At 65.9% G+C, this 18,798-nt stretch carries 18 protein-coding genes; 3 read left to right on the top strand and 15 right to left on the bottom strand.

Annotation, left to right across the window (positions count from 1 at the left end):
• The 11 genes from CVM52_RS15890 to cls form a co-directional block, all read right to left on the bottom strand.
• Positions 1-2,019 (bottom strand): molybdopterin oxidoreductase family protein (locus CVM52_RS15890; RefSeq protein ID WP_100163461.1); only part of this gene is annotated, 2,019 nt, incomplete at its 3' end.
• Positions 2,019-2,354 carry a nitrite reductase small subunit NirD gene (nirD, locus tag CVM52_RS15885; protein ID WP_100163460.1) on the bottom strand — a complete coding sequence of 112 codons (336 nt, stop codon included), beginning with the start codon at positions 2,352-2,354 and terminating at the stop codon, positions 2,019-2,021. The genes nirD and CVM52_RS15890, both read right to left, overlap by 1 nt.
• Positions 2,351-4,786 carry a nitrite reductase large subunit NirB gene (nirB, locus tag CVM52_RS15880; protein ID WP_100163463.1) on the bottom strand — a complete coding sequence of 812 codons (2,436 nt, stop codon included), beginning with the start codon at positions 4,784-4,786 and terminating at the stop codon, positions 2,351-2,353. The genes nirD and nirB overlap by 4 nt, the downstream gene beginning before the upstream one ends.
• 13 nt (positions 4,787-4,799) lie before the next feature.
• Positions 4,800-5,732, bottom strand: coding sequence for a GAF domain-containing protein (locus CVM52_RS15875; protein ID WP_100163459.1), 933 nt, complete (start codon positions 5,730-5,732; stop codon positions 4,800-4,802).
• A 104-nt stretch (positions 5,733-5,836) separates the two neighbouring features.
• Complete coding sequence (locus CVM52_RS15870; RefSeq protein WP_100163458.1) at positions 5,837-7,537, bottom strand: ABC transporter ATP-binding protein; 1,701 nt, start codon at positions 7,535-7,537, stop codon at positions 5,837-5,839.
• 5 nt (positions 7,538-7,542) lie between these two features.
• Complete coding sequence (locus CVM52_RS15865; RefSeq protein WP_100163457.1) at positions 7,543-8,631, bottom strand: ABC transporter permease; 1,089 nt, start codon at positions 8,629-8,631, stop codon at positions 7,543-7,545.
• A gap of 112 nt (positions 8,632-8,743) precedes the next feature.
• Entirely contained in the window at positions 8,744-10,108 is a 1,365-nt protein-coding gene (locus CVM52_RS15860; protein ID WP_100163456.1) for a CmpA/NrtA family ABC transporter substrate-binding protein, read from the bottom strand.
• A gap of 297 nt (positions 10,109-10,405) precedes the next feature.
• Positions 10,406-11,581, bottom strand: a complete 1,176-nt coding sequence (locus tag CVM52_RS15855; RefSeq protein ID WP_100163455.1) for a CmpA/NrtA family ABC transporter substrate-binding protein — start codon at positions 11,579-11,581, stop codon at positions 10,406-10,408.
• A complete protein-coding gene (locus tag CVM52_RS15850) occupies positions 11,578-12,162 on the bottom strand; it encodes an ANTAR domain-containing response regulator (protein ID WP_100163454.1) in 585 nt (194 codons plus the stop codon). Before CVM52_RS15850 ends, CVM52_RS15855 begins: the two co-directional genes overlap by 4 nt.
• A gap of 93 nt (positions 12,163-12,255) precedes the next feature.
• Positions 12,256-12,975 carry an endonuclease/exonuclease/phosphatase family protein gene (locus tag CVM52_RS15845; protein ID WP_172721015.1) on the bottom strand — a complete coding sequence of 240 codons (720 nt, stop codon included), beginning with the start codon at positions 12,973-12,975 and terminating at the stop codon, positions 12,256-12,258.
• Positions 12,975-14,387, bottom strand: coding sequence for a cardiolipin synthase (gene cls / locus CVM52_RS15840; protein WP_100163453.1), 1,413 nt, complete (start codon positions 14,385-14,387; stop codon positions 12,975-12,977). Before cls ends, CVM52_RS15845 begins: the two co-directional genes overlap by 1 nt.
• A gap of 244 nt (positions 14,388-14,631) precedes the next feature.
• Here cls and CVM52_RS15835 point away from each other — a divergent pair, with 244 nt between their 5' ends.
• On the top strand, positions 14,632-15,222 hold the full coding sequence (locus CVM52_RS15835) for a thymidine kinase (RefSeq protein ID WP_100163452.1): 591 nt from the start codon (positions 14,632-14,634) through the stop codon (positions 15,220-15,222).
• 72 nt (positions 15,223-15,294) lie between these two features.
• Here the strand turns inward: CVM52_RS15835 and CVM52_RS15830 are convergent, their stop codons facing one another.
• The 4 genes from CVM52_RS15830 to CVM52_RS15815 form a co-directional block, all read right to left on the bottom strand.
• A complete protein-coding gene (locus CVM52_RS15830) occupies positions 15,295-15,636 on the bottom strand; it encodes a tRNA-binding protein (protein ID WP_100163451.1) in 342 nt (113 codons plus the stop codon).
• Entirely contained in the window at positions 15,629-16,444 is an 816-nt protein-coding gene (gene proC, locus CVM52_RS15825; protein WP_100163450.1) for a pyrroline-5-carboxylate reductase, read from the bottom strand. The genes CVM52_RS15830 and proC overlap by 8 nt, the downstream gene beginning before the upstream one ends.
• 39 nt (positions 16,445-16,483) lie before the next feature.
• On the bottom strand, positions 16,484-16,984 hold the full coding sequence (locus CVM52_RS15820; protein ID WP_100163449.1) for a type III secretion system chaperone family protein: 501 nt from the start codon (positions 16,982-16,984) through the stop codon (positions 16,484-16,486).
• Between the two features lie 268 nt (positions 16,985-17,252).
• Entirely contained in the window at positions 17,253-17,501 is a 249-nt protein-coding gene (locus CVM52_RS15815; protein WP_100163448.1) for an accessory factor UbiK family protein, read from the bottom strand.
• Between the two features lie 93 nt (positions 17,502-17,594).
• Here CVM52_RS15815 and lgt point away from each other — a divergent pair, with 93 nt between their 5' ends.
• Together lgt and CVM52_RS15805 are read left to right on the top strand one after the other, a co-directional pair.
• On the top strand, positions 17,595-18,497 hold the full coding sequence (lgt, locus tag CVM52_RS15810) for a prolipoprotein diacylglyceryl transferase (RefSeq protein ID WP_100163447.1): 903 nt from the start codon (positions 17,595-17,597) through the stop codon (positions 18,495-18,497).
• Positions 18,494-18,798 (top strand): SAM-dependent methyltransferase (locus tag CVM52_RS15805; protein ID WP_205964968.1); only part of this gene is annotated, 305 nt, incomplete at its 3' end. The genes lgt and CVM52_RS15805, both read left to right, overlap by 4 nt.

Genomic DNA, 18,798 nt, shown 5'->3' with positions numbered 1-18,798 from the left:
CGCCACCACCGCGTCGATCCGCGCCGCGGGTGCGGTTTCGCCGGTCCAGTGCATCGGCGCAAAGACCTCCTTGCGCCGCACCGCATCGGTGATCCGCGCCCGCAGCACCGCGCTGCCCTCGCGGCTGGTGACGCGCACCAGGTCGACCGGACCGATGCCCAGCTCGGCGGCATCCGCCGGGTGAAGTTCCAGGAACGGCTCGGCCAGATGCGCCGACAGGCGCGGCGACCGCGCGGTGCGGGTCATGGTGTGCCATTGGTCGCGGATACGTCCGGTGTTCAGCCGGAAGGGATAGCGCGGCGCGGTTTTTGCCGCTGGCGGCGCCCAGCGCACCGGCAGCATTCGGCCCCGCCCGTCCGGGTGATAGAACCGCCCGTCGGCGAAGAACCGGCCACCCTGCCGCGCGCCGGCCACCGGCCAGCGGGTCGGCGCCAGCGCGCCATAGCCGGCATCGTCGGTATCGGCGAGACCGGAGATGTCGAAATCGCGCCCGAACCGCCCGGCAATCCCCGACAGCGCCGCATATTCGCGGAAGATCTCGGCCGGATTGGCATAGTCGAAGGCCGCGTTCCAGCCCATCCGCCGGCCGGCTTCGGCCAGAATGTCCCAGTCGGGCCGGGCCTGCCCCGGCGCCGGCAACACCGCGCGCTGGCGGCTGATGGTGCGGTCGGAATTGGTGACGGTGCCGTTCTTCTCCGCCCAGGCGGTGGCGGGCAGCAGCACATCGGCCAGGCGCGCGGTATCGGTTTCGGCGGTGATGTCGCTGACCACCACAAAGTCGCAGCCGGCAATCGCCGCACGCACGGCATCGGCATCAGGCATGGTGACGGCGGGGTTGGTATGGATGATCCACAGCGCCTTGATGCGCTTGTCCGCCACCGCGCGGAACATGTCGACCGCTTTCAGGCCGGCCGCCTCGGGCAGGGTCGGCGCCGACCAGAATTCGCGCACCGCGGCGCGATGGGCGCCGTTTTCCAGATCAAGATGACAGGCCAGCATATTGGCCAGCCCGCCCACCTCGCGCCCGCCCATGGCATTGGGCTGCCCGGTGACCGAAAACGGCCCCATCCCCGGCCGGCCGATCCGCCCGGTCGCCAGGTGGCAGTTCAGGATCGAATTCACCTTGTCGGAGCCCGAGGTGGATTGGTTCACCCCCTGGCTGAACACGGTGACCACCCGTTCGGTGCCGCGCCACAGATCGCAGAACGCCTCGATCTGCTCGGGCGCCAGTCCGGTCATCTCCGGCGTATCGGCGCGGGCGGCTTCCAGCGCCGCGTCGAACCCGTCGACATGGGCCAGGTAGTCCTGGTCGATCGCGCCGCCCTCGGCCAGCGACACCAGCAGCTGGTTGAACAGCGCCACGTCGCTGCCCGGCGCCAGCGCCAGGTGCATGTCGGCGCCATCGCAGCTGGCGGTGCGGCGCGGGTCGATCACGACCAGCTTGCTGCCGCGGGCCTGCCGGGCGCTGAGAATACGCTGGTACAGCACCGGGTGACACCAGGCCAGGTTCGACCCGACCAGCACAATCAGGTCGGCCTCTTCCAGGTCATCGTATGTGCCGGGCACTGTGTCGGTGCCGAAGGCGCGTTTGTGCCCCGCCACGGTCGAGGCCATGCACAGGCGCGAATTGGTGTCGATATTGGCCGAGCCGATAAAGCCTTTCATCAGCTTGTTGGCGACATAGTAATCCTCGGTCAGCAGCTGGCCCGAGACATAGAAGGCCACCGCATCCGGCCCGTGGGCGTCCACCACGCCGCGAAACCGCGACGCCACCAGGTCCAGCGCGCTGTCCCAGTCGGTGTCGGCGCCATCCACCCGCGGCGCCAGCAGCCGGTTGTCCAGGCCCACGGTCTCGCCCAGCGAGGTGCCCTTGGAACACAGCCGGCCGCGGTTGGCGGGATGGTCGGGATCGCCGCGCACCTCCAGCCCGCCCTGCCCGTCCGGGCGCAGCAGCACGCCGCAGCCGACCCCGCAATAGGGGCAGGTCGAACGCGTTTCGGCCTGGCCCGGCCCGTTCATCAGGCCGCGCCCCGATGCCGGCCCATGGCGGTGGTATCCAGCAGCAGCCGCCCCTGATCGACCCGCAGCGGAAAGGTGTCGAGCCGCCCCTCGTCGGCGCCCTGCGCCTCGCCGGTGGCCAGGTCGAACACCATGTTATGCAGCGGGCAGGTCACGCTGTGACCGTGCACGATGCCATCGCTCAGCGGACCGCCGCGATGCGGGCAGGTGTTGGACACCGCATAGACCGCGTCGTCATCGGTGCGGAACACGCCAATGCAGCCGATGGCGGTTTTCACCACGCGCGAGCCGCGCACGGGAATGTCTTCGATGGTTCCGATATCGACCCAGTTCATTCCGCGGCCTCCAGTGTCAGATCGGCCAGTGGCGCATAGCGTTCCGCCTTTTCGGCGACATGCTGGGCCCACGGGTCCTTGCGATAGATGGATTGCGACAGTTCAAACCGCTCGATCAACGCGCGGCGGTTGTCGAGATCGTCGACCACCTGCGCCTTGACCCAGTCCAGCCCCACCTTTGCCAGCCACTTGTAAGGCCGGTCGAGATATTTGGCGTTTTCGCGGTACAGCTGGATGAAGGCGACGGTCAGGTCGATCGCCTCCTGCTCGGTCGCCACGTCGCCCAGGCGTTCGGTTTCCTTCACATCCATGCCGGCGGCGCCGCCGACACCCACCTGATAGCCGGAATCGACACAGACGATGCCGACATCCTTGCAGGTTGCCTCGGCGCAGTTGCGCGGACAGCCCGACACCGCCAGCTTGACCTTGTGCGGGGTCCAGGACCCCCACAGGATCTTCTCCAGCTTAACGCCCAGCCCTGTGCTGTCCTGGGTGCCAAAGCGGCAATGGTCGGTGCCGACGCAGGTTTTCACCGTGCGCAGCCCCTTGGAATAGGCATGGCCCGACACCATCCCGGCCTTGTTCAGATCGGCCCAGATATGCGGCAGATCCTCGGATTTCACCCCCAGCAGGTCGATCCGCTGGCCGCCCGTCACCTTGACCGTCGGCACGCCGTATTTCTCGGCCGCATCGGCGATGGCGCGCAGTTCGGCCGGGTTGGTCAGCCCGCCCCACATGCGCGGCATCACCGAGAAGGTGCCGTCTTTCTGGATATTGGCGTGTTTTCGTTCGTTGACGAACCGGCTTTGCGGGTCGTCCTGATACTCCAGCGGCCAGTCCGCCAGCAGGTAGAAATTCACCGCCGGGCGGCAGACATGGCAGCCATTGGGGGTTTTCCAGTCCAGCTCCTGCCAGACCGCGGCCTGGCTTTTCAGCTCCTTGGCCTTGATCAGCCGGCGCACGTCTTCATGCGGCAGGTCGCAGCAGCCGCAGATCGGCTGCACCGCCGGCGCGGCATAGTCGCCGCCCAACGTGACCTCCAGCAGCTGTTCGACCAGCCCGGTGCAGGTCCCGCACGAGGCACTGGCCTTGGTGGCGCCGCGCAGGGCGCCCAGGTTGGTGGCGCCGCCATGGATGGCGTCGACGATGGTGCCCTTGCATACGCCGTTGCAACCGCAGATTTCCGCCTCAGGCGGCAAGGCTGCAACGGCTGAGAGAGGGTCCGCAGAGCTGCCCCCCTGATAGGCCGGCCCGAAGATGAGCATGTCGCGCATCTCTGAAATGTCCGCGCCATCCTTGATCAGCCCGAAGAACCAGTTGCCATCGGCGGTGTCGCCATACATCACCGCGCCGACCAGGCGGTCATCCTCGATCACCAGCCGCTTGTAGACGCCGCGCGCCGGGTCACGAAAGATGATGTCCTCGCGCCCATCGCCCTCGGCAAAGTCGCCGGCCGAAAACAGGTCGCAGCCCGTCACCTTCAGCTTGGTCGACAGTTCCTTGACCGCGAAGGCGGCTTCGCCGCCCAGCAGGGTCGCAGCCAGAACCTTGGCCTGATCATACAGCGGCGCGACCAGACCGAAGAGGTTGCCGTTGAACTCGACACATTCCCCGACGGCGTAGATGTCCGGGTCCGAGGTCTGCATCTGCGCATCGACCTTGATCGCGCGTCCGATCTCAAGACCGGCCGCGGCGCCCAGGCTGACGGCGGGGCGGATGCCCACGGCCATCACCACGATATCGGCGTCCAGCACGGTGCCATCTTCCAGCAGCACCCGTTCGACCTTGCCCTCGCCCTGGATTTCCTTGGTCGAGGCGCGGGTCAGCACGGTGATGCCGCGCTTTTCCAGGTCTTTCTGCAGCAGATAGCCGGCGCTTTCGTCCAGCTGGCGCTCCATCAGGTGGCCCATCAGGTGCAGAACCGTCACCTCCATGCCGCGCAGCCGCAGCGCCGCCGCGGCCTCCAGGCCCAGCAGGCCGCCGCCAATCACCACCGCCTTCGATCCCGGCCTGCCCGAGGCATCCATCATCGCATCGGTGTCTTCGAGATCGCGGAAGGTGACCACGCCGGGCAGGTCATGGCCCGGACAGGGAATGATGAAGGCGCTGGAGCCGGTGCCGAGGATCAGCTTGTCATAGGCCACCTCGCCATTCTCGCCGATCACCACCTTGCGGTCGCTGTCGATCGCGGTGACCTTTTCGCCAAAGCGGCAGGTCACATTGTGCTCGGCATACCAGGCCTCGTCATGGGTGACGATTTCCTCATAGCTCTTTTCGCCCGACAACACCGGCGACAGCATGATGCGGTTGTAATTGCCGCGCGGTTCCGCGTTGAACAGCGTGACGTCGAAAGCGTCCGGCGCGGACTCGAACAGGTGTTCCAGCGCCCGGCCCGAGGCCATGCCGGCCCCGATCACTACCAGTTTCTGCATGATCCCCATCTCCTCAGACATACCAGGCTACGATGTGGGCCAGTTCGGCACCGTGATAGATGGGCAAAGCCACCATCGAGGAATAGCCGGCCGCGAGCCCGTGCGCGCCGCTTTCCACCGCGGGCAGACCGTTGCCGACAACCTGCCCGATCACGCCCTGCCAGGCCGAGATCTTGCGCGGGTTGTCCGCGTCCCACAGCCGCCCTTCGCGGGCGCAGATGCCATCGGCCAGAACCGCGCCGCCATCCTTGCCCACCTTGGCCACCCGCGCGTCCCACAGTTCGAACCGCCGCGCGATCGGCGTGCCGCGCGCCGACAGCAGCGTCAGCACATAAGTTTCGCCCGACGGCACCGGGATCGGCAGGCCCAGACCGGTGGTCAGCCCCGCCTTGCTGGCGCTGTCGGCGCGGATAAAGCGATATCCCGATCCCAGGTCGCGCATCAGGATCGGCGTTTCCGCCGCCCAGACCCCGCCGGGCAGGCCCTGTCCGCGCGGGAAATGCGTGTGCTGCGACACCCATTCGAAATGTTTGGCGGCACCGTAATAGCCGTCATCCAGCTTCAGACAGTTGTCCTTTTCGCGCCAGACCTCGATGGCGCCGATGCGCTCGGCGTCATCGCCGCACAGCACCATCAGCACGGCTTTCAGCGTCTTGCCGGCAAAGACCGGCACCGCCACCGCGCTGGTCAGCCCGGCCGCAGCCGCGGCTTCGGTGCGCTGGAAGATCGAGCCTTCGAATTCTTTCAGCACCACCGGCCGCGCTTCGGCCCAGGCCTTGCCCGGCAGCCCTTCGCCCTTGGCGAAACTGCTGCGGTGCGAGGCTGCCTTGAACGCGGTCAGGTCGCCATAGCTGCCGCCGCCATGCACCAGGCGGTCGCCGTCAGGCACCCAGATTTCGGCCACCTGGATAAAGGTCTTGGCCGGAGTATCGATTGCGACATCCATGATGCCGTCTCCTTTCGGTTCTATCCCGCCACTGGCGCGCGGCGCGCACAGGGCGTGCTAAGATCACGGCGGTCCCTTGGCGGAACCGTCCCCTCCGGCTGCGCTCAGGCAGCCGCCTTGTCTTTGGCTTGATCGTCCCGGGTGGCCTGAACCACGCTTTTGCCCGCCTTGCCGTGCTCGTATTCCTCAAGGAAATTCAGCACCTGTTCGCGGTAGAGATAGTAATCCGGATGTTCCAGCAGCGCCTTGCGGCTGCGCGGGCGCGGCAGGTCGACATCGACGATGCGGCCGATGGTGGCCTGCGGCCCGTTGGTCATCATCACCACCCGGTCGGCCAGCAGGATCGCCTCGTCGACGTCATGGGTCACGCAGATCGCCGTCACCTTGGTGCGGTCCCAGACCTCCATCAACACTTCCTGCAATTCCCAGCGCGTCAGGCTGTCCAGCATGCCGAAGGGTTCGTCCAGCAACAGCAGCTTGGGCGACAGGGCAAAGGCCCGCGCGATGCCAACCCGCTGCTTCATGCCGTTGGACATGTCGGCGGTGCTGCGGTCCATGGCGTCGGCCAGGCCCACGCGTTCCAGATAATATTCCACCACTTCCTGGCGTTCGGCCTGGCTGGCGCGGGGATAGACCTTGTCGACCCCGATGGCGCAATTCTCGCGCGCCGACAGCCACGGGAACAGGTTGGGCGACTGGAACACCACAGCGCGTTCGGGATCGGCGCCCAACACGTGGCGGCCGTCCAGGCGGATGGCGCCCTGCGAGATGTCGTTCAGCCCCGCCGCCATGGTCAGAACCGTGGACTTGCCACAGCCGGAATGGCCGATCAGCGAGATGAATTCGCCGCGGTCGACCTTGAGGTTGAAATCCTCGACCACGGTCAGCGGCCCCTGTGGCGTGGGATAGATCTTGTGCAATTGCGAGAAGTCGAGAAAGCGTTCGTCGATCAGCCCTTCCTGCGCCTTGGCCACCGCCGCCGGCACGCCGTGAATCGGGGTGATCTGCGGCAGGTTGCGGGTGCCTTCGGCCTTGGCGCCAATGCCCACATCCATGAGATAGTTGGTGACCTTGGCACGCAGCCCCTTGAAGATGTCGTTGTGGTTCATCTCGCCCCGGTCGCGCGGACGCGGCAGGCTGACGCGGAATTCCTCGCCCAGCGTGCCATCGGGGTTCAGCGCGATGATCCGGTCGGCCAGGATGATCGCCTCGTCGACGTCATTGGTGATCAGCACGCAGGTTTTCTTGTCCTGCTGCCAGATCTGCTCGATCTCGTCGGCCAGGTTTGCGCGGGTCAGCGCGTCGAGCGCCGACAGCGGCTCGTCCAGCAGCAGAACCTCGGGGTTCATCGCCAGCGCCCGCGCCACGTTGACCCGCTGCCGCATCCCGCCCGACAGTTCCGCCGGACGGCGGCCGGTGGCATGGGACAGCCCGACCATATCGACATAGCGGGCGACCTTTTCGGCCTTTGCCGCCTTGGAGAGGCCGGGGAACACTGTGTCGACCGCCAGCCCCACATTGCCGTTCACCGTCAGCCACGGCATCAGCGAATAGTTCTGGAAGATCACCCCACGTTCCGGCCCCGGCCCGGTCACCGGCTTGTCCTTGAAGGTGACCGCGCCCGAGGAGGGCATTTCGATCCCCGCCAACAGGTTGATCAGCGTGGTCTTACCGGTGCCGGAAAAGCCCAGCAGCACCAGGAACTCGCCCTCTTCCACTTCCAGGTTAATGTCGCGCAGCACCTCGGTCCGGTGGGTGCCTTCGCCAAAGCCCTTGGAGACGTTGTTCAGTTTCAGGATCGACATGGCGCTCACCGGTTGTTCGAGAAGGTGAAGAGGGATTGCAGCGCATACATCACCCGATCCAGCAGGAAGCCGATGATGCCGATGGTGAAGACCGCAACCATGATCTTGGCCAGCGAACTGGACGAGCCGTTCTGGAATTCGTCCCAGACGAACTTACCCAGGCCCGGGTTCTGCGCCAGCATCTCGGCGGCGATCAGAACCATCCAGCCCACCCCGAGGCTGAGGCGCAGACCGGTGAAGATCAGCGGCAGCGCCGAGGGCAGCACCAGCTTGGTGATCTTGGTATAGGTGTCCATCTTCAGCACCTTCGAGACGTTTACCAGATCCTTGTCGATCGAGGCCACGCCCAGCGACGTGTTGATCAGCGTCGGCCACAGCGAACACAGGGTCACGGTAATCGCCGAGATCAGGAACGACTTGGCGAACAGCCCGTCATTGGTGGTGTAAAGCGCCGAAACCACCATGGTGACGATCGGCAGCCAAGCCAGCGGCGAGACCGGCTTGAAGATCTGGATCAGCGGGTTCAGTGCCGAATTGGCGGTGGCCGACAGGCCGGCGGCAATGCCCAGCGGCACCGCGATCACCGTGGCGATCAGAAAGCCGAAGAACACCGTCTGGATCGAGGTCCAGATCTGCTGATAATAGCTGGGCGCGCCGGTATAGGCGACGGTCTTGACCTGGTCGGCCTTGCCGGCGGCGATCAGCTTTTCGTTGCGCTGCGCCACCATCGCCTCGAATTTCTCTTTCTTGGCGGCCTTGGCCTGCGCGTCCTCGTGCAGGTTCACCATTTCCGACCACACCTGGGAAGGTCCGGGCACCGCGCCCAGCGAGGTCTGGATGCGTGGCGCAAGCGTGCCCCACAGCAGCAGGAAAATGGCGATGGCCAAGAACGGCACCATCAGCAGACGCCAGATTTCCTTGAACTGGGCGCGCGGATTATCGCCCGCGGCGGCCTTGAGAATGGGGGTGATCCAGGCCAGGCCCAGCACCTGGAACCATTTGTCGGCCTGGTTGATCCGCGTGAAAAGCCGGGCGCGATTGGCGAGCCGGGCAGCGGCGGCATCGGTCATCTGTTGTGGGTCGATGGCGGTCATCTCGTGATCCTCGATGATATGCTGTCATATGGGCCACGCCGTTGCGGCCGGAGGTTGAATGGGCGGGCGGGGGCGCCGCAATCGGCGCACCCCCTTGGCTTGGGCTGAGAGATCAGCCTTCGATCTGATTGCCGACGAATTTCTGATCGCCCTTCAGGCCGATCGGCAGGCTTTCCAGATAGGCGTTGGGCTGTTTGCCGTCATAGGGAATGCCGTCGATGATATCGCCGGCCGGTGTCGGCGCTTTGTAGCCATCGCTGTCCCAGGGGAAGTCGGCCTCGTTGGCCAGCCCCTCGTCCACCAGCAGGCGGGCGGCCTGCAGGTAGATGTCGGGCTTGTAGACCGACTTGGCGACCTCGTCATACCAGCTGTCGGGCTTGGCTTCGGCGATCTGGCCCCAGCGGCGCATCTGGGTCAGGTACCAGACCGCGTCGGAATAGAAGGGATAGGTGGCGTTATAGCGGAAGAACACGTTGAAATCCGGAACTTCGCGCACGTCACCCTTTTCGTATTCGAAGGTGCCGGTCATCGAGTTGGCGATCACCTCGGCATCGGCGCCGACATATTCCGGCTGGCTGAGGATCTCGACCGCTTCCATGCGGTTGGCATTGTCATTCTCGTCCAGCCACATCGCGGCGCGGATCAGCGCCTTGGTCACCGCCAGGGTGGTGTTGGGATAGTCCTCGGCAAATTCGGCGGTGATGCCGAACACCTTTTCCGGGTTGTTCTTCCACAGTTCGTAATCGGTGATCACCGGCACGCCGATGCCCTTGAACACCGCCTGCTGGTTCCACGGCTCGCCCACGCAATAGCCATAGATGGTGCCGGCCTCCAGCGTGGCGGGCATCTGCGGCGGCGGCGTCACCGACAGCAGCACATCGGCGCTGATCTGGCCGGTGATGTTATCGGGCGAGTAGAAACCGGGATGCAGGCCGCCGGCGGCCAGCCAATAGCGCAGTTCGTAATTGTGGGTCGAGACCGGGAACACCATGCCCATGTTGAAGGGCTTGCCCTCGGACTTGTACTTCTCGACAACAGGTTTCAGGGCCGAGGCCGAGATCGGATGCACCGGTTTGCCGTCTTCCTGCGGGATATGTTCCTTCATCTGCGCCCAGACCTCGTTCGACACGGTGATGCCGTTGCCGTTGAGGTCCATAGAGAACGGGGTGATGATATGCGCTTCGGTGCCGAAGCCGATGGTGGCCGCCAGCGGCTGTCCCGCCAGCATATGCGCGCCGTCCAGGGTGCCGCCGATCACGCCATCCAGCAGCACCTTCCAATTGGCCTGCGCTTCCAGGGTGACAAACAGCCCTTCGTCGAGGAAATAGCCCTGTTCATAGGCCACGGCGAGCGGCGCCATATCGGTAAGCTTGATGAAGCCAAAGGTCAGCTCGTCCTTTTCGAGCTCCAGCGGCTCTGCCAGAACCGGCGCGGTCAGAAGGACCGTGGCCGCGACAGACGTAAGAAGTTGCTTCATGATCGTTGCATTCCCTGTTCGTGTTATGCTTGGGCGGAGGGCACCCAAAACGCAGAAAAAGCCGCTGACGCACACCGCCCGACAGTCAGGCAGAGGGTCGAGCGGCTTTGCTCAAAGAGAGTCCCGGTCTGTGGGACGTCCCGATCTTTGGGATAATTTCTCCGGCGGGCCCCGTTGCCTGCCGGTGACGTCAACAATGCTGCAAAGCGGCATCAACCGCAAAGGAAATCCCGCCAGCCCCGTGGATTTCGTTGAAAGCAGGCGGGAAAAACCCAACTTGCCTAACTTTATAGCACTCTAACGGCTGTAGGGCTCAAAAACTTCGCCATCGAAGAACGAGTCGGGTTGCAGAATCAGCCGCCCAAATCGCGATGCGATCGCCATCTTTTCCTGCAACGTGCCCTCGATCTTTGCCGAGGCACCGGGCAAATCCGCGCCGGTGCCGGCCAGCGCTTCGCGGTAGAGGTCCGAGCGGAACACCCGGCTGGCGGCGCGGGCCGAGGCCTCGCGATCCAGCCCCAGCCGCGCCGCCATTTCTCTGCCGATCCATTCCGCCTGGCTGCGCCAGGGGAAATTGGCGGCCCCGTGGTGGAACTCGACGAAGCCCGGCACGTCGCGCTGGGCCCCCGAGGGCGAGATCACCAGCCGCCCGCTGAGCGACCGGTCAATGATTTCCGGCGCCAGATTCAGGTATTCCGGCCGGCTCAGCAATTCGGCGGTCAGGATGCGCGACGACGGCTCGGACAGCCAACGCCCGGCCTGCCACATCGCCCGGATCAGCCGGCCCAGGATTGCCGGTTCGCTTTGCGCCCAGCTTTCGCGCACCGCCAGCACCTTTTCCGGCGCGAAGGACCAGATCGCCTTGCCCGGCAGCAACAGCTCGCCCACCCCGGTTTCCACCGCGGTCGAGCCCCAGGGTTCGCCGACGCAGAACGCATCGATTTCGCCCGCCTCGATGGCATCGGCCATCAGCGGCGGCGGCACGGTGCGGATATCGACGCCCTGCGGCGCCGGCAGGCCCAGCGCCGACAGCCAGTAATAGACCAGCTCGGCATGCATCGAGAACGGGAACGGCACGCCAAAACGCAGGCGGCGTTCGCTTGCCGCGATCAGCGCATTGCCCGCCGATCGGGCATCGTTGAAGGCAAAATCATGCCCCTGCGCGCGCAGCCGGTCGGCCAGCGCCCGGCTGACCCCGATCACATTGCCATTGACCGACAGCACCGAAACCGCCAGCAGCGCCGCGCCGCCACCGCCCAGCCCCAGAGCCACCGCAACCGGCGCCGGCGACAGCATATGCGCGGCATCGACATGCCCCAGGCTCAGCATGTCGCGCAGCGACGACCACGAGGGCGCCGCCCGCAGGTTCAGCGCGATGCCCTCCTCGGCGGCAAAACCCATTTCCTGGGCAATGATCAGCGGCGCGGCATCCACCAGCGGGATGAAGCCGACCGACAGCGCGGCTCCCTTCATGACAGCAGCCCCGCCGCCGTCACCAGTGCCGCGGCCACGTCGGCCATCCGCTTGCCCTGGTCCATCGCCGCCTTGCGCAGGATCGCATAGGCCTGGTCTTCGCCCACGCCGCGGGCCTTCATGATCATGCCCTTGGCGCGGTCGATCACCTTGCGCTCTTCCAGCGCCTTCTTGGTCTCGGCCAGTTCCGTGCGCATCCGCTGGAACATCCGGAACCGCGCGGTGGCGGCGTCCAGAACCGGTTTCAGCCGCGCCGGTTTCAGCCCGTCCACCACATAGGCCGACACCCCGGCCTCGATCGCGGCGGCCGACAGCCCCTCGGCGGAACGGTCGACAAACATCGCCACCGGCCGCTCCAGCGGCCCCGAGGCCAGCGCCATTTCCTCCAGCATGTCGCGCGATGGATCGGCGATGTCGATCAGCACCACATCGGGCGACCGGGCGCTGATCTGCCGCGCCAGGCTGGTATGTTCAGCGATGACGAAGATATCGAACTCTCCCGCTTCGCGCAGGCTGTCAACGATCAGCCGCGCCCGGTCCGGATCGGCCTCGACAACGATGATGGAAAGAGTATCCGGCATGACTGAAGCTACAGCATTGCCCCCGGGGGAAGTAAAGACCACGCAAGGCCTCACGTTCAGCCGGCCTGGGCGGTAGCGCTTGGCCGACCAAAATTAGGGCAAGTCACCGGCAGAGGCAAGATGCGTCTCGGCGCCAGCGGCGAACTCGGCCACCGCCCAGACCGGCAGGTGGTCCGAGGCCAACCGCGCCGCGCCCTCGCGCTGGATGCCCGTCTCGCTCAGCCGCACCGCGCGGCCATGGGCAAACCGGTCCAGCGGCGCGATCGGGCGGCTGGCATGATAACTGGGCCCCGGCGCCACCACGGTCAGGTCGCCCTTCCACGGGCTGAACCCGTTCAAGGGCGACCATTCGTTGAAATCCCCCGCCACCACGCAGCGCTGCGCCGTCCCGTGCAGATGGTCCAGGATCGTCCCCATCTGGCGCAGCCGCCAGGTTCGCAACAGGCCCAGATGGGTGCCGACAATCTGCAGGCCGGCGATGCGCGCGGTCACCGCGCCGCGCGGCTCCAGCCCCGGCAGGGCGATGCGGCCCGGTTGTTCGATCTTCAGCCCCCGCCGCACCAGGATCGCGTTGCCGTGCCAGCCGATGCTCAGATCATTCTCGGCGACGTCGGCGATCTGATAATCGGTTTCCTGCGCGATCAGGAACCGCGGCAAGGCGGTGGGCCGGGCGCCCAGCCGCTTGTCCGCCTCCTGCAGCACCGCCACATCGGCGCCGATCCCGTTCAGCACCGACAGGATCCGGTCGGGGCGGCGGCGGCGGTCCAGACCGATCCCCTTGCGGATGTTATAGCTGGCGATCTTCAGCCGCATCACAGCACCGGAGCCAGCAGCCGCGCCAGCGGCGCGCCGATCCGCACCTTCAGCGGCTGTTCCTTCAGCGATTTCTCTAGCAGGAAAGAGCAGTTCAGATCGGCGCTGAGCATCGCCTCGACGGTCTCGGCCAGGCCGGGATCGCTGACCACGGCCATGGTCTCGAAATTCAGCCGGAAGGACCGGTTGTCCAGGTTGGCGCTGCCAATCGCCACCAGGTCGTCGTCAACCAGAACCACCTTCTGATGCATGAACCCGTTGGTATAGCGATAAATCCGAACTCCCGCGGCACGGATATCGTCGTAAAAGGCAAAGGCGGCCAGCCAGGTCAGGTAGTGATCGGCGATATCCGGCACCAACAGCCGCACGTCGCAGCCGCGCAGCGCGGCACTGATCAGCGCCGAAATCGCGTCGACATCGGGCACGAAATAGGGCGACGCAATCCAGACCCGCGACCGCGCGGCCGAGATCGCCGAGACGAAGAACAGCGCCCCGGTATCCATCCGGTCGCCGGGCCCCATCGGTGCAATCAGCGCGGTCATTCCCCCCTCTTCCACCTTGCCGGGCTCCCAGGTCAGCGACTCGCTCAGGTTCTCGTCGGTCGCCCAGTGCCAGTCTTCGACAAAGGCCAGCTGCAGCTGTGCGACGATCGGGCCGGTGATCCGCAGATGGGTGTCGCGCCAGTGGCCGTAATGCGGATGGCGCCCCAGATAGGTTTCGGAAATGTTATGCCCGCCGACAAAGCCGATCCGCCCGTCGACGATCAGCGTCTTGCGATGGTTGCGGAAATTGATCTGCAACCGCGACCGCGGCCCGCGGGTTTCCTTGGGGTCCAGGATGCGGATCCCGGCCTCGCGCAGCTTGCGAAGATAGCTGCGCGACAGGCCATAGCTTCCGACGCCATCATAGATCACCCACACCTTGACCCCACGCGCCATCGCCGCAATCAACCGGGTTGCAAAATCCTGTCCGACAGCGTCATCGATGATGGTAAAGCTTTGCAGGCAGATATAGTCCTGCGCCGCCTCGATCGCCTCGAACATCGCCTGATAGGTGGCCGCGCCATCGATCAACAGCTCGACACCGTTGCCGCCCACCGTGGGCAACTGCACCAGCCGCTCGAAGGCCAGCAGCCGCGTACGCGCCGCCTCGTCCGGCGGATAGGCCTGCGCCTGCCGGTTCAGCGGCCCGCGCAGCTCGCGGCTGCGCCGTCGCGCTTCTGAATAGTCGCGCAGCTTGTGATGGCCGAAAAACACATAGGCCGGCACCCCGAACCAGGGCGCGGCCAGCAGGAAGATCACCCAGCCCGCAGCGCTTTGCGGCGTCCGTGCCGAGACCACGGCGCGAAACACGCAGATGGCGACGATGCCAATCGCGACCACGCCCAGTAAAACTGTCCAGGCCGTATTCATCCGCCAAAGGTCGCGTGCTGGATCATCGCTGTGCCTTGCCTGTGATCAGATCGCCCTGCGCCGGGCCGCTTCGGAAGGCAACGGCTCAGATCGTTTCCGGTTCCGTGCCTCACCCTCCCCGCCTCGGTTTTAGCCCGGATAGGCAAACCACGCTATCCCGTCCGGCAAGCGCGGCGTGCGGGGCTTGAACCCGCGGCCCGCCCTGGCATAGTCACGGGCCGCACCCGGCAGGAAAGAGTCCGACTTGGCCAAGCTGTTTTTCAACTATTCCACCATGAACGCGGGCAAGTCGGCGATCCTGCTGCAAGCCTCGCACAATTACCGCGAAAGCGGCATGGACACCTATCTGCTGACCGCCGCGATTGACGGCCGCGCCGGGGCCGGCCAGATCGCCTCGCGGATCGGCATCGCGGCCAGCGCCGACATGTTCCGCGCCGGCGACAACCTGTTCCAACGCATTTCCGACCGGATCACCAAGGGCCCGGTGGCCTGCGTCTTTGTCGACGAGGCGCAGTTCCTCGAGCCGCAGCAGGTCTGGCAACTGGCCCGCGTGGTCGATGATCTCGACATCCCGGTGATCTGCTATGGGCTGCGGGTGGATTTCCGCGGCGAGCTGTTTCCCGGCTCGGCCACGCTGCTGGCGCTGGCCGACGACATGCGCGAGGTGCGCACCATCTGCCACTGCGGGCGCAAGGCCACCATGGTGATCCGACAGGATGGCGAGGGCCGGGTGATCACCGAGGGCGCGCAGGTGCAGATCGGCGGCAATGAAAGCTATGTCTCGCTGTGCCGCCGCCACTGGCGCGAGGCAGTGGGCGATTGCCCCGACGGCTAAGCTCGCCGCGGCTGCTTCGCTTTCCAAGAGACTCGCTATCGCCCCGCGCAGGCCACGCCGATGCTGGTGGGATCAGTACAGCCGCCCGCCATCCGGCACCGCCAGGCCGGGCGACAGCAGCACCACCTCGCCCGCCGCGTCGGGCAGGCCCAGAACCAGCACCTCGGACAGGAACTTGCCGATCTGGCGCGGCGGGAAATTCACCACCGCGATCACCTGCTGACCGACCAGCGTCTCGGGATCGTAATGCGCGGTGATCTGGGCCGAGGATTTGCGCAGGCCGATCTCGGGGCCGAAATCGACCCACAGCTTGATCGCCGGCTTGCGTGCCTCGGGAAACGGTTCGGCGCGCCGGATCGTGCCGGCGCGGATATCGACCTTCAGAAAGTCGTCAAAGCTGATCTGCTCAGCCACCGGACAGCTCTTTTGACCGGGCCGTCGCCGCCGCCACGGCACGGTTCAGCAAGGCGGGAAAGCCATCCTGTTCGTCCATCAGCACCTCTAGCGCCGCCTGGGTGGTGCCGTTGGGGCTGGTGACATTGACGCGCAGCTGCGCCGGGTCGCCCTCGGCCGCCTCGGCCAGCGCGCCGGCGCCGGCGACGGTGGCCTTGGCCAGCGTCATCGCCAGTTCGGGCGGCAGGCCCTGCGCCACGCCTGCGGCGGCCAGGGTTTCGATCAAGTGGAACACATAGGCCGGCCCCGAGCCGCTGACCCCGGTGACCGCGTCCATCTGCGCCTCGTCCGCCAGTTGCACGGTCTGGCCCACCGCCGACAGCAGCGCTTCGGCCAGCGTCAGGTCGCCCTGGCCCGCCGTCGCATTGCCGACCAGCGCGGTGATGCCCTTGCCGATCGCCGCCGGCGTGTTCGGCATTGCCCGGACGATGGGTGACCCGGCGCCCAGTACCGCCTCGTAAGCGGCAATCGGCGTGCCCGCCGCCACCGAGATGAACAGCGTGCCGCCGCCGCCCATCGGGGTCAGCACCGGCAATGCCTCGGTCATCATCTGCGGTTTGACGGCGATCAGCACGATGGCGGGCCGCTCGGGCAGCTTTGCGTTCAGATGCACGCCCTGGGCGCACAGCCAGTCCGAGGGGTTCGGATCGATCACCCAGACCGAGCTTGGCGGCAGGCCATCGGCCAGCCAGCCGGCCAGCATGGCCGAGCCCATCTTGCCGCAGCCCAGCAGGACCAGCCCCCGGTCTGCGACATCCTTCATCGGCATGAGATACCCTTCCCCTTCGGTGCGGTTCGGGGTCCGGGTTTACGCGCGTCCGTAAGCCTCTGCAATGGCGACCTGCATCGCGTCCTTGGCGCTGCGCCCACCCCAGACCAGCAATTGGATCGCAGGGTAATAGCGTTCCGCCGCCAGCACCGCGGTGCCGATCATCGAATCGATCTGCTCGGGCGTTGCCATCTGGCCGCCGCTCAGCACCAGGCCATAGCGATAGACCATCAGCTTTTGTTCGCCCCACCAGGTGAAGGCGCCGGCCCAGCAGGAATCGTTCATCTGGTTCAGCAATTCATAGAGCGCCGGCACCTTGTCCTCGGGCGGCTCCATTTCGAAGGTACAGACCATGCGCAGGGTTTCATCATAGCCCGACCAGGCCAGGGTGATCGAATAGGTGCGCCACTGGCCCTCGACCGCCATCGCGATCTGGTCGTCCCCGATGCGGTCGAAATCCCAATCATTGTGTTCGGCGAGATGCTCGACGATGTCGATCGGGTGAATGTCTTCTTCCAGGATGTGTTCGGAAAGGCCCATGTGCCACCTCAATGATCTCTAGCTATGCGAGCCTTGGGCTCTGCTATCGCTAGTTGGCTGCTCTACAGGGCGCGGGCGTCCCCCGTGCCCATACTAGATATCGTGGAGGTGACGGGGGCCTGTGACAACCCCTATTTTGCTGACACCAGCAATAAGTTGTGGACAGTTTGTGAATCCGCCCAACATATCGCCGAGTCAAGCGGTCCATGGTCGCATACGCAGTCGCGGCCGGCGGTTCCCCGCCGCCGCGTTGCGAAAAGGGGCTGGCTCAGTTGTCCAGCTTGGCCTCCAGCGCGGCGATCCGCGCCTCCAGCGCCGCGTTTTCCTCGCGCGCCTTCTGCGCCATCGCGCGCACCGCGTCGAATTCTTCGCGGGTGACAAAATCGCGATCGGCCAGCCAACGGTCCATCAGGCCCTTCAGCGCGGTTTCCGCCTCGTCCCGGGCGCCCTGCGCCACACCCATGGCGTTGGTCATCAACTGGGACATATCGTCCAGGAACTTGTTGCGCGTCTGCATGTCTCGCCTCCGGATCTTTCCTGCCCTATATGGGCGGTGTGTTTCCGCGCGGCAAGGTTGACTTGCCCCTTTTGGCAAAGGCATTGACCCCCCATGCGTGCCGCGATCAACTTTCCCGACCTGTCGCCCGAACTGTTCAGCTTTTCGGTCGGGGCGATGGAATTTGCCCTGCGCTGGTATGCGCTGGCCTATATCGCCGGCATCCTGATCGCCTGGAAGCTGGGCGCGATGGCCCTGCGCCGCCCGGCGCTGTGGCCGGCCACCACCCCGCCAATGACGCCGAAACAGCTGGAAGACCTGCTGTTCTACATCGTGCTGGGGGTGATCCTGGGTGGGCGGCTGGGATTTGTCCTGTTCTACCAGCCGGCGTATTACCTGCAGCACCCGCTGGAAATCCTGATGGTGTGGCAGGGCGGCATGGCCTTTCACGGCGGTCTGCTGGGGGTGATTGCCGCCGCCTGGATCTATACCGCGCGGCAGGGCATTGCCAAGCTCGGCGCCGCCGACCTGATCGCCCATGCGGTGCCGCCCGGCCTGATGCTGGGGCGGTTGGCGAATTTCATCAATGCCGAGCTGTGGGGCCGGCCCACCGACCTGCCCTGGGGCGTTGTCTTTCCCGGTCTGGCGGCGCAAAGCTGCGGCCAGGTCGAAGGACTGTGCGCGCGCCACCCGTCGCAACTCTATGAGGCGGCGCTGGAAGGGCTGCTGCTGGGCCTGCTGCTGTTGTGGCTGGTCTATCGCCGCGGCGCCTTGCGCGCGCCGGGCCGGGTGCTGGGCGTGTTTCTCACCGGCTATGGATTGGCCCGGTTCGTGGTGGAATTCGCCCGTCAACCGGACGCGCAATTCGCCTCCCCCGACAACCCGCTGGGACTGGCGTGGCATATCGACGGCTGGGGGCTGACCATGGGCCAGTTGCTGTCGCTGCCGATGATCGCGCTGGGGCTGTGGTTTGTCCTGCGCGCCCGAACCCGGGCACGCGACAAGGTCTCGGCATGAGCCTGAAAGACCTGCTCGCCGCGCGAATCCGCCAATCGGGCCCGATCAGCGTGGCCGATTATATGGCCGATTGCCTGATGCACCCGGAGCATGGCTATTACGCCACCCGAGATCCGCTGGGCGTGGCCGGCGACTTTACCACCGCCCCTGAGATCAGCCAGATGTTCGGCGAACTGATCGGCCTGGCCCTGGCGCAGACCTGGCTGGACCAGGACCGCCCGGCGCCGTTCTCGCTGGCCGAGCTGGGGCCGGGGCGCGGCACCCTGATGGCCGACGCATTGCGGGCCGCCGCGCGGGTGCC

The sequence above is a fragment of the Pseudooceanicola lipolyticus genome (assembly GCF_002786325.1).
Lineage (GTDB): Bacteria > Pseudomonadota > Alphaproteobacteria > Rhodobacterales > Rhodobacteraceae > Pseudooceanicola_C > Pseudooceanicola_C lipolyticus.
This window is presented reverse-complemented; position numbering and strand designations above follow the sequence as displayed.

What these genes read in the sequence shown, in the direction of transcription:
- CVM52_RS15865 (WP_100163457.1), bottom strand. Translation starts at nt 8,631, where the DNA reads ATGACCGCCATCGACCCACAACAGATGACCGATGCCGCCGCTGCCCGG.
- CVM52_RS15850 (WP_100163454.1), bottom strand. Translation starts at nt 12,162, where the DNA reads ATGCCGGATACTCTTTCCATCATCGTTGTCGAGGCCGATCCGGACCGG.
- CVM52_RS15815 (WP_100163448.1), bottom strand. Translation starts at nt 17,501, where the DNA reads ATGCAGACGCGCAACAAGTTCCTGGACGATATGTCCCAGTTGATGACC.
- CVM52_RS15860 (WP_100163456.1), bottom strand. Translation starts at nt 10,108, where the DNA reads ATGAAGCAACTTCTTACGTCTGTCGCGGCCACGGTCCTTCTGACCGCG.
- lgt (WP_100163447.1), top strand. Translation starts at nt 17,595, where the DNA reads ATGCGTGCCGCGATCAACTTTCCCGACCTGTCGCCCGAACTGTTCAGC.
- CVM52_RS15875 (WP_100163459.1), bottom strand. Translation starts at nt 5,732, where the DNA reads ATGGATGTCGCAATCGATACTCCGGCCAAGACCTTTATCCAGGTGGCC.
- CVM52_RS15870 (WP_100163458.1), bottom strand. Translation starts at nt 7,537, where the DNA reads ATGTCGATCCTGAAACTGAACAACGTCTCCAAGGGCTTTGGCGAAGGC.
- CVM52_RS15855 (WP_100163455.1), bottom strand. Translation starts at nt 11,581, where the DNA reads ATGAAGGGAGCCGCGCTGTCGGTCGGCTTCATCCCGCTGGTGGATGCC.
- CVM52_RS15820 (WP_100163449.1), bottom strand. Translation starts at nt 16,984, where the DNA reads ATGGGCCTTTCCGAACACATCCTGGAAGAAGACATTCACCCGATCGAC.
- nirB (WP_100163463.1), bottom strand. Translation starts at nt 4,786, where the DNA reads ATGCAGAAACTGGTAGTGATCGGGGCCGGCATGGCCTCGGGCCGGGCG.
- CVM52_RS15845 (WP_172721015.1), bottom strand. Translation starts at nt 12,975, where the DNA reads ATGCGGCTGAAGATCGCCAGCTATAACATCCGCAAGGGGATCGGTCTG.
- proC (WP_100163450.1), bottom strand. Translation starts at nt 16,444, where the DNA reads ATGCCGATGAAGGATGTCGCAGACCGGGGGCTGGTCCTGCTGGGCTGC.
- cls (WP_100163453.1), bottom strand. Translation starts at nt 14,387, where the DNA reads ATGAATACGGCCTGGACAGTTTTACTGGGCGTGGTCGCGATTGGCATC.
- nirD (WP_100163460.1), bottom strand. Translation starts at nt 2,354, where the DNA reads ATGAACTGGGTCGATATCGGAACCATCGAAGACATTCCCGTGCGCGGC.